This window comes from Pseudomonadota bacterium (assembly GCA_039815145.1).
Lineage (GTDB): Bacteria > Pseudomonadota > Gammaproteobacteria > Steroidobacterales > JBCBZW01 > JBCBZW01.
Map to the genome: position 1 here is coordinate 1 of JBCBZW010000160.1, position 9,988 is coordinate 9,988.

The window sequence follows — 9,988 nt, forward strand, 5'->3', positions numbered from 1 at the left end:
CTGTACCAGGCCGGTGCCGGCCACCGCATAGCCGAGAAACGCGCCGTGGAACAGCACACGGCAACCCTCGATGCTCACCAATCCATCCAGGAATCGAGGGTCGCTTGGCGCATCGTCGAAGGTGCGTGAGAACCGGTTGTAAGGATTCAGCTGCAGGGGAAAACCATCCGGTGCGGCGGGGCTATTAAAGGTGTTCGCTGTCCCAACGAACGCGTATCTCGGTTCTTCGAGCACCAGCTGACCGCCGGTCCCGGTTTGTGTGCCGATGTCACTCTCACCGCTACCGTCTGCACGCACCCAGAGCTGGGGGTCGAACGCCTCGACCGGGTTGCCGGGGTTGATCGACTCGTCGTACGGGAAGCGAGCCTCCACGGTGACGAGCATGCCGTTGTCGTCCACGTCGACGAAGATCGACACTGGGTTGTCGGGATCGACCAGGTAATCCAAGGTCAGGGAGACAAAGGTCACCGAGAGCACCTCTTGCCCGGCAGACTCGACCTCCAGTTCCAGCGAGCCGCCGAGTGGAAAGACACCGGTACCGAAGGTGGACACGAGGTCCGCGCCTACGATGGCAGCGTACGTCAGGTCCACGCTGCTCTCCGCAGGCTCGATCTCGAGCGCTACTTCGTCCACTCTGATCGGCGGAAGTTCCACGGTGATGGCGAACGGGCCCAGGGTGTCGGTGAGCTCGCCGTCGCTCACCGTAATGATGATACCTTGGTACTCGCCCTCGTCGTCTGCGCTCGGCGTGCCGGACAGCGCACCGGAGTCCGGATCGAAGCTTGCCCAGGCGGGCCGCGCCTCGATGCTAAAGCTCAGGTCGTCGCCATCGGGGTCGGACGCGACCGGCTCGAACCGATAAGGCTCACCAGCGGTCGCCTCTGCGGGCGGATCGCCGGTGATCTCGGGCGGTCGGTTCGGCGGCGGCTCCACCGTGATCGTGAAAGGATCGAGCGCATCGGTCAGCTCGCCGTCGCTCACGCTGATGACGATAGCCGGATACTCGCCTTCATCCGCTGCGCCCGGCGTGCCGGACAGGGTCCCGGTGTCAGGATCGAAGCTTGCCCAGGCGGGCCGTGCGGCGATGCTGAAGGTGAGTTCATCGCCATCGGGATCAGTCGCGATGGGCTGGAACCGATAGGGCTCGCCGGCGATCACTTGCAGGGGCGGATCGCCGCCGATCTCCGGCGGAGCGTTGGGCGGTGCTTCGACGGTGATCGTGAACGGGCCGATCGAGTCCGTCAGCTCGCCGTCGCTGACGGTGATGACGATCCCGGGATAAGAGCCCTCGTCAACTTCGCCCGGTGTGCCTGAGAGGACTCCCGTGCCGCTGTCGAAGGTCGCCCAAGGGGGGCGGTTGGTGATGCTGAAGCTGAGATCGTCGTCGTCCGGGTCGGACGCCTCGGGCTCGAATCGATAGGGTTCCCCGCTGATAACCTCCAACGGCGGATCACCGCTGATCTGCGGCGGATCATTCGGCGGCGGCTGCACGGTGATCGAGAAGGGCCCGAGCGAATCGGTCAGCTCGCCGTCGCTCACGATGACCACGATGCCGGGATACTCGCCCTGATCTGCCTCCACCGGTGTGCCCGACAGGGCCCCGGTGTCCGTGTCGAAGGCGGCCCAGGGAGGCGCGTTGGCGATGCTGAAGGTGAGAGCGTCACCGTCCGGATCCGATGCGACCGGCTCGAACCGGTACGGCTCACCGGCCACCACCTGCTGCGGCGGCGTCCCCGAGATCTCCGGCGCTTCGTTCGGCGGCGGTTGCACGGTGATGGAGAAGGGCCCCAGCGAATCGGTCAGCTCGCCGTCGCTCACGATGATGACGATGCCGGGATACTCGCCCTCGTCGGCCTCGGTCGGCGTGCCGGAGAGCGTTCCGGTGTTGGTGTCGAATGCGGCCCATTCGGGCGCGTTGGCGATGCTGAAGCTCAGCTCGTCTCCGTCGGGGTCCGACGCCTGCGGTTCGAACTGATAGGGTTCGCCGGCGATGACTTGGGCGGGCGGATCACCGCTGATCTGCGGCGGGTCGTTTGGCGGTGGCTCGACGGCGATGGCGAAGGCACCGAGTGATGCCGTTAGCTCACCGTCACTGACGCTGATGACGATGCCGGAGTAGACGCCCTGGTCCGCCTCACCCGGCGTGCCGGAGAGCGCGCCGGTGACGCTGTCGAACGCGGCCCATTCGGGCCGCCTGGCGATGCTGAAGGTCAAGTCGTCGCCGTCCGGGTCCGACGCCACCGGCTCGAACAGGTAAAGCGCACCGACGATGACCTGCGCAGGCGGGTTGCCCGAAATCTCCGGCGGCTCGTTTGGCGGCGGCTCATCGTCCTCGTCCTCCGTCGGCTCGACCGTGATGGCGAACGGGCCGAGCGAGTCGGTGAGACTCCCGTCACTTACGGTGATGACGATGCCGCTGTACACCCCCTGGTCCGCCTCGCTCGGCGTACCGGCGAGGCTGCCGGTGGCCGTGTCGAAGCTGGCCCAGCCCGGCGCGTTGACGATGCTGAACGCGAGGTCGTCGCCGTCGGGGTCAGAGGCGACGGGGTCGAAGCTGTAGGGCTCCCCGACGACCACCTCGGCCGGTGGATTCCCCATGATCTCTGGCGGATCGTTCGGCGGCGCCTCGACGGTCACGGAGAACGGCCCGATCGAATCGACCAGCTCGCCATCGCTCACGGTGATCAAGATGCCCGTATAGGCGCCCTGGTCCGCTTCCTCCGGCGTGCCAACGAGGGCGCCGGTGGCCGTGTCGAAGTCCGCCCAGGGTGGCGGGTTGGTCGCGCTGAAGGTGAGCGCGTCGCCGTCCGGGTCAGACGCCGTAGGCTGGAATATGTACTGCTCGGTGGCGAAAACCTGGGCGGGCGGAATACCAGTGATTTCAGGGGGTGCGTTCGGCGGCGGCTCGACACTGATGGCGAACGGGCCGAGCGTATCCGTTAGCTGGCCATCGCTGACCGTGATGACAATACCGAGATAGCGACCCTGGTCGGCTTGGCTCGGTGTGCCAGAGAGCGCACCGGTGACGCCGTCGAAGCTTGCCCATGATGGCCGGTTGACGATGCTGAAGCTCAGCTCGTCGCCGTCGGCGTCGGACGCTGTAGGCTCGAAAAGATAGCCTTCGCCGACGACGATCTCAGGCGATGGGCTGCCCATGATTTGCGGCGCGGTGTTCCGCGGCGGGTCGACGGTGATCGAAAACGGACCCAAGGAATCGGTTAGAGCGCCATCGCTGACGATGATCACGACACCGGGGTACAGGCCTTGGTCGGCATCGCTCGGCATGCCGGACAAAGAGCCCGTGCCGCTGTCGAAGGCGCTCCAAGGGGGTGGGTTGGCGATGCTGAACGTAAGGTCATCGCCGTTGGGATCATACGCCGTCGGCGTGAACTGATAAGGATCACCTGCGAACACCTGCAAGGGCGGTTCCCCGAGGATCAGCGGCGGATCGTTCACAGGTGGGTCGGGCGGCGGTGGCTCCTCGATCGGACGGGGCTCGACCATGATGGAGAAGGGGCCGAGAGAGTCGGTCAGCGTGCCATCGCTCACGGCGATGACGATACCGGGATATTCGCCCACGTCCGCATCGCTCGGCGAGCCTGACAGCAGCCCGGTGCTCGTTTCGAAGCTTGCCCACGAGGGGATGGCGTCGATGCTGAAGGTCAGCTCGTCGCCCTCAGGGTCAGCCGCCAGGGGCTGGAACCGGTAGGGCTCGCCAGCGATGACCTGCGCGGGAGGGTTGCCGGCGATTTCCGGTGGCTCGTTCGCTGGCGGTGGGGGCGCTTCATCCGGTGGCACCTCCACAGTAATCGAGAACGGCCCCAGAGCGCTGGTCAGTTCTCCATCGCTGACGCTAATGACGACCCCCAGGTACTCGCCCTCGTCGGCTTCGCTCGGGGTGCCCGACAGGGACCCGGTAAAGGTGTCGAAGTTCGCCCAGAAGGGTAAGGCGTCCACGCTGAAGGTCAGTTCGTCGCCGTCGGGGTCGGATGCCAGCGGCTCAAATAGGTAAGGCTCCCCGGCGACGATCACCAGCGGTGGATCGCCGACGATCTCCGGTGGCTCATTCGGCGGAGGATCGTCCGCGATGGGCGCGCGCTCGGGCACGAGGCCCTGCAGACCCCCAACGCCGTCGGCACAGGCGGCGAGCCCGGTGGCGATGCCCAGGGCGATAGCGAACCTGAAAAGGAAACACCTAAACGAGCTCAATGGCTTTCCTTGAGACGACCGGACGGGTCGGCCGATCGCGGTTGACGAGTCAGGGATGAGGTCCCTCCGGACCGATCGAGCGGTGTCGGGTGACCGCTTGCCGATCGAAGGCGCCGCGGGCTCTCTGGGGGCTTCTATCGCGATCGTGTCAGGACCGGCTCGCGTCGAACAGCCGAACTGTGTGCAGTCCAAGGTCACTCGACGGCGCAGATGGTAGTGAAACTGATTCGCGTTGGCTATCTCGCGCAGCGTCGCGATCGGCCGATGTCGGCAAGACGTCTAGCCACCACCGGAACCCGTCGTCTCAACTGCGCAACCCGCCTCGGGGAGCGTGTCGGCGACTCACCAAGCTCTTCGGCGTTTTTTGTGGCTGTCAAAGCTTTGAACGAGAGTCGTTTACGCTTAGCATCTCAATTCCGCAACGCGGCAAGCATGGAGCACCGCGGGTCGACGCTAGTCACCACGACACCAGGGAAGAAGTGCATTGTCAGTCTCAAACCCGGATCCGATTCGCACGTCTTCGCGGGCACCGGAAGAGGCTGGCCGGTGGTTGTGGCGCCCAAGACCGCGAGAAAATGCGCGTTTTCGCCTGATCTGCTTTCCCTTCGCCGGTGGCGGTCCACGCGTATTCCAGGGGTGGGACGATCACCTCACGCCCGACATCGAATTCGTCGGTGTGCGCCTGCCCGCCCGCGACAGCCGGTTCGGCGAGCCGCCCATCGGCGACTGGCCCTCGTTGCTTGAGCGCGCCTCGGACGCGTTGACGCCCCTACTCGACAGGCCGTGCGCGTTTTTCGGCCACAGCTTTGGGGCGCGCTTAGCCTTCTTACTCGCCCGTCGCTTCCAGGGGGCGGCCGATAGCCAGCTGCGGCTTCTGGCGCTTTCCGGCTGTTCGCCTCCGCACCGTGGGTTCTTCCATCCCGGCTTGGCCGAGTTGCCCGGTCATGCCTTTTTCAGTCGACTCGGCGAACTGGGCGGGATGCCGGCGGAGGCACTCGATGAGCAAGTATTTCTCGCCTTGGTCGAGCCCGCGCTGCGCGCCGATATCCGCCTTTCCGAGACCTGGCACGACTTGGCGCGCGACAGCGTCGCCCGAGTGCCTGTCGTCGCGTTCGCAGGAGACCACGACACCCTGGCGCCTGCGTTGCACATGCGCGAATGGGCGAACTACGCGCAGCACGGTTTTGACTTCAGCCAGTTGCCTGGCGGGCACTTTTTCCTCCGTGATCAGACGGCGACCTTACTCGCCACCGTCGATCGCCAGCTGCGATTGGCGAACGCTGAGCCCCACGCCGGCATGTCTGTGTCCGCCCCTAATTGACAACGATACTCATTCTCAGTTAGATCGAGGCCCATGACTGACACGACGCAACTACCGACGCGCCAAGCGTTGTCGGCGGCCCGACTCGCGCTCGCCTGCCGCGAGCGGGTGCCCGCCGCGCTGCCGTGGGTGCGCTGCGAGCCGGTAGCAGTCGTAGGGATCGGCTGCCGGTTCCCCGGCGCCGATGGGCCCGAGGCTTTCCTGGCCTTGCTTCGTGAAGGTCGCGAGGCCATCGGCGAGCTGCCGCCCTCGCGCTGGTCGACGGCGGATTGCTTCGACCCCGATCCGGATGCGCCCGGCAAGACCTACGTCACGCGCGGCGGCTACCTGGATGACGTCAGTGGTTTCGACGCGCCCCAGTTCGGGATCGCCCGCGCCGAGGCCCAGGCGATGGATCCCCAGCAACGCCTGCTGCTGGAGACGTCGCTGCACGCGCTGGAACACGCGGCGATCGCCCCCGAGTCCCTGTACGACACGCAGGTCGGGGTGTTCGTCGGGGTCAGCAGCGCCGACTACGCCGCGTTGCTGCGCGAGCGCACGGCGCTGACCGATATCGACGGCTACGTGTCCACCGGCAACGCCTTCAGCGTCGCTGCCGGCCGGATCTCCTACGCACTCGGCTTGAAGGGTCCGAGCCTGGCGGTTGATACGGCCTGCTCCTCGTCCTTGGTCGCGGTACACCTGGCCATGCAAAGCCTGCAGCTGCGCGAATGCCGGGTGGCGCTGGCCGGCGGTGTCAACCTTCTGTTGAGGCCGGAGTCGACCATCGATTTCGCCAAGGCCCGCATGCTGGCTCCCGACGGGCGGGTGAAGGCGTACGACGCTGCGGCCAACGGTTTCGTTCGCGGCGAGGGATGCGGCGTGGTCGTGCTGAAGCGCCTATCGGATGCGATCGCCGACGGGGATGACGTTTGGGCAGTGCTGCGCGGCTCTGCCGTGAACCAGGACGGTCCGTCTAGTGGTTTGACCGCCCCCAACGGCTCGGCGCAGCGAGCCGTGTTACGAGCGGCTCTGGACGCCGCCGGGGTGGATGCGCGCCAGTTGGCGTACGTCGAGGGTCACGGCACGGGCACGGCCCTTGGTGATCCCATCGAGCTCGGTGCCTTGGCCGAGGTGTACGGCGCGGCCCAGGACACGGGCAAGCGGCTGCGGCTCGGCACGGTCAAAGCGAACGTTGGACACCTGGAAAGCGCAGCAGGAGTCGCGGGCCTGATCCGTGCAGTGCTCACGCTGCGCCATCGCGAAGTGTTCGAGCAGCTCAACTTCAATACCCCCAGCAAGCACATCGACTGGAGTGACAGCGGCCTCGAGGTCGCGCGCGAGCCGGCGCCCCTGGAAGCGAGGGACGGCCGCTGGTTAGCGGCGGTGAGTTCCTTCGGCTTCAGCGGCACCAACGCCCACGTCGTGCTCGAAGCGGGCTCCGATCTGCAGCCTGCCGAGACGCGCGGGGAGGGGCCTGCGGTGGTTGTACTGGGCGCCCGCGACAAGGGCCGCCTCGACGCCCTTGCGTCGGCCTGGGCGGACGTCTTCGAGGCGGCGGCGCCCGAGCAACTTGCCACGCTGGCTCGCACGGCGTGGAGCGGGCGCGACCGCGGTGTCGAACGCCTTGCGGCGACCGGCAGCGACGGTCCTGCACTGGCAGCCGCCTTGCGCGCTGCTGTGGCAGGGACCCGGACGGCGGGCGCCTGGCGCGCACGGGTGCGCAGTGGAACGGGGGCCGGCAAGCTCGCTTTCGTGTACCCCGGGCAGGGCACGGTATGGGCGGGCATGGGCCTCGTTCTGCGCGAGCGCGAGCCTGCATTTAGGGACGCTTTGCAGCGGTGCGAGGCGGTGTTGGGCGCGCGCGCCACGCTCGATGCGACGGCCATCGCCGCGGACGCGCCGATCGATACGGGCAAGCTTCAACCGGCCCTGTTCGCCTTTCAGGTGGCGATGACTGCCCTGTTCCGCTCGCGCGGCATCGAGCCGGATTTCGTTCTCGGCCACAGCGTCGGTGAACTGGCCGCAGCGTGGGCGGCGGACGTCCTGGATCTGGAGGATGCTGCGCGCTTGGTGCTGGCGCGGGCTGATCATCTGTCAGCGCTGCCCGCGGGCGGAAAGATGGTCGCCGTGGTGCAGGATCCGCGCGCCGTCGAGGCGGCGGTGGGCCGAGCCGACGGTGAGGTGGCTGTCGCGGCGTACAACGGACCTCGCCAGGTGGTGATCTCCGGCGCGATCGAGGCAGTCGATCGCGTACTTGGCGCACTCCAGTGCGACGACGCCCGTACGCTCGCCGTTTCCCACGCTTTTCACAGCCCACTCATGGCGCCGGCGGCCGAAGCCCTTCGTACGGCCGTCTCCTCGGTCAAGTTCCGTCCGCCCCGCACGCCGTTCGTGTCCAGTCGCACGGGGCAGCTGGCGGGTTCCGAGATCGGGCAGCCCGAGCATTGGGTGCGCCAGCTCCTGGAACCCGTTCGCTTCGCAGACGCCGTGGATTCGCTCTGGATGGGCGGCACTCAGGAATTCCTAGAGATCGGCCCCGGGTCGGCGCTTACAGGCTTGATAGGCGAAATCGTCGGCGACGACTCGCAGGTGCTCGCGGTGGCCGCGGCGTCGAAGCGGCGCGGTGAGGCCGTGAGCGTGCTGGATGCGGTGGCAGCGCTCAGCGCGCGCCGTGCAGACCGCGACCTGGCGCCCTGGCTCGGGGCGGGTCCACGCACTGCCGCTGCCCCGCGCACGCCCCTGCAACGCACGCGTTTCTGGCCGGAACCTCCTGCTGACGCAGGGGAGCTTGAACCGGAGGCGAGCGGCGCCGGGGGCGACGTTCGGCGGGCATCGGTGGCCGATTGGGGGTGGGCGCCGACGTTCCGACGCCTGCCGCCACCCCTGCCTACAGCGCTGACCACGCGTGAGCCGATCGTGGTGCTTGGGGATGAGCGAGCCCATTCGGTGCTCGAGCTGCTCGCGGTGGCACAACAACCCGCCACGCGATGCGCGACCGAGTCTCTAGCGCAAGTGCTAGGCGAGGACGAGGCGGGCTGTGCGCACTTGGTCGTGGCGCCGCCAGAGGACGACGATAGGCGATGGGCAGCGCACCTCGCGCAGATCCTTTCGGGCGTGTCTCGGTCCTTCACCCTCACGCTGGTGACTGCCGGCGCCTACGAGGTCACGGGCGTTGAAGGCCTCAACCCGTTTGCAGCGGCAGCAGCAGCGTGCGGGGCCGTGCTGGGCCAGGAACTCGATACGCCTGTCAAGGTGGTTGACCTCGAACCCGGCGCGGTGCCCGACGCGCGAGCGCTTGCCTTCGAAGTGGGTTCAACACTTGGATCGGAAGCGCCGGAGGCGTCGCGGGTCGTCGCTTTCCGAGGGCCTCACCGTTGGGCACTCACGTGCACGCCCACGGCGCTCGCTGCGCGCCAGGCGCATGCCGAGGTTTCCGGTAGCGACAACTCTGAGACCCCCAGGGCTTCGCCGCAGGCGCCAGCTAGGGGGATGACGGTGGCACTGGTCGGTGACCTCTCCTCGGGGCTCGGCGAGCGAATCGCGCGTTTCCTGACCTCGGGCGTCGCCACGCGGCTGGTGCTGATCGGCCCCGCCGCGAAGGACGCTGGCGGCGAGCTGGACGCCAGCGCGACGAACGCCGCCAGCCACGCGCAGGCTATCGAAGCCCTTCGCCAAATCGCAGATGATCCAGGCCGCATCGTCAGCTTCACCGCGGACCTCGGCGATGGCGGCGCGCTGCGGCAAGCGTTGGACGCTGCGGAAAACGCTTGCGGCCGACTGCACGCCGTGATCCACGCTGGCGCGAGCGGACGCCCGGAAATCGCCCGGCTATTGATTCAGGAACCGCACGCATCCACACGGCGCGTGCTGCGCGAGCGCATCGACGGCATGCCCGCCCTGGCGCACGCGCTCGAGGGCCGCTCGCCAGCCTACGTGCTCGTGGTCACCTCGCTCTCCGCCCACGTCGGTGGCGTCGGCTTCGCAGACTACGCCGCCGCCAATGCCTATGCGGAGTGTTATGTGCGCAGGCACGCGGCGGCCACGGGGGCGCCGTGGTTCAGCGTCGCCTTCGAGGCGCTGGCAGAGGAACTCGGTCACGAGATGGCACGCCTCGAGGAGGGGGATCTGCTGCTGCGCTCCGCGCTCACGGAAACGGAGTTGCAACAAGCCCTCGAACGCCTGATACCGGTGACAGCCGATCCGCGCGCTGCGTCGGGCGAGCGGTCGCTGCTGGTGGTCCCGACATCGGCCGCCGAGCGTATCGCGCGCGCTTTCCGCTCGGCCACGCGCCGGCAAACGGCAGGCGCAGCCGACGCTGGGGATCGGTCCGGCCGCGCCGCGCGCGACGACGTGGAGCGAAAGCTGGTGGCCATCTGGGAGGAGTTCCTGCCGGGCGGCACGGTTGGGATCGATGACGACTTCTTCGCCCTAGGCGGCACGTCGCTCGGCGCTGTGAGGATTCTCTCACGGATTAAA

3 protein-coding genes are annotated in these 9,988 nt (G+C 67.5%); 2 read left to right on the forward strand and 1 reads right to left on the reverse strand.

The genetic code is table 11. The annotated features are described in order from the left end of the window. Window positions 1–4,209, reverse strand: a 4,209-nt coding sequence (locus AAF184_22575) for a putative Ig domain-containing protein (protein MEO0425138.1), incomplete at its 3' end; no start/stop codon positions are given. 550 nt (window positions 4,210–4,759) lie between these two features. Between AAF184_22575 and AAF184_22580 the strand changes: the two genes are divergently transcribed. Both AAF184_22580 and AAF184_22585 read left to right on the forward strand, forming a co-directional pair. Further along, entirely contained in the window at window positions 4,760–5,530 is a 771-nt protein-coding gene (locus tag AAF184_22580; GenBank protein MEO0425139.1) for a thioesterase domain-containing protein, read from the forward strand. Between the two features lie 33 nt (window positions 5,531–5,563). Further along, window positions 5,564–9,988 (forward strand): beta-ketoacyl synthase N-terminal-like domain-containing protein (locus AAF184_22585; protein ID MEO0425140.1); only part of this gene is annotated, 4,425 nt, incomplete at its 3' end.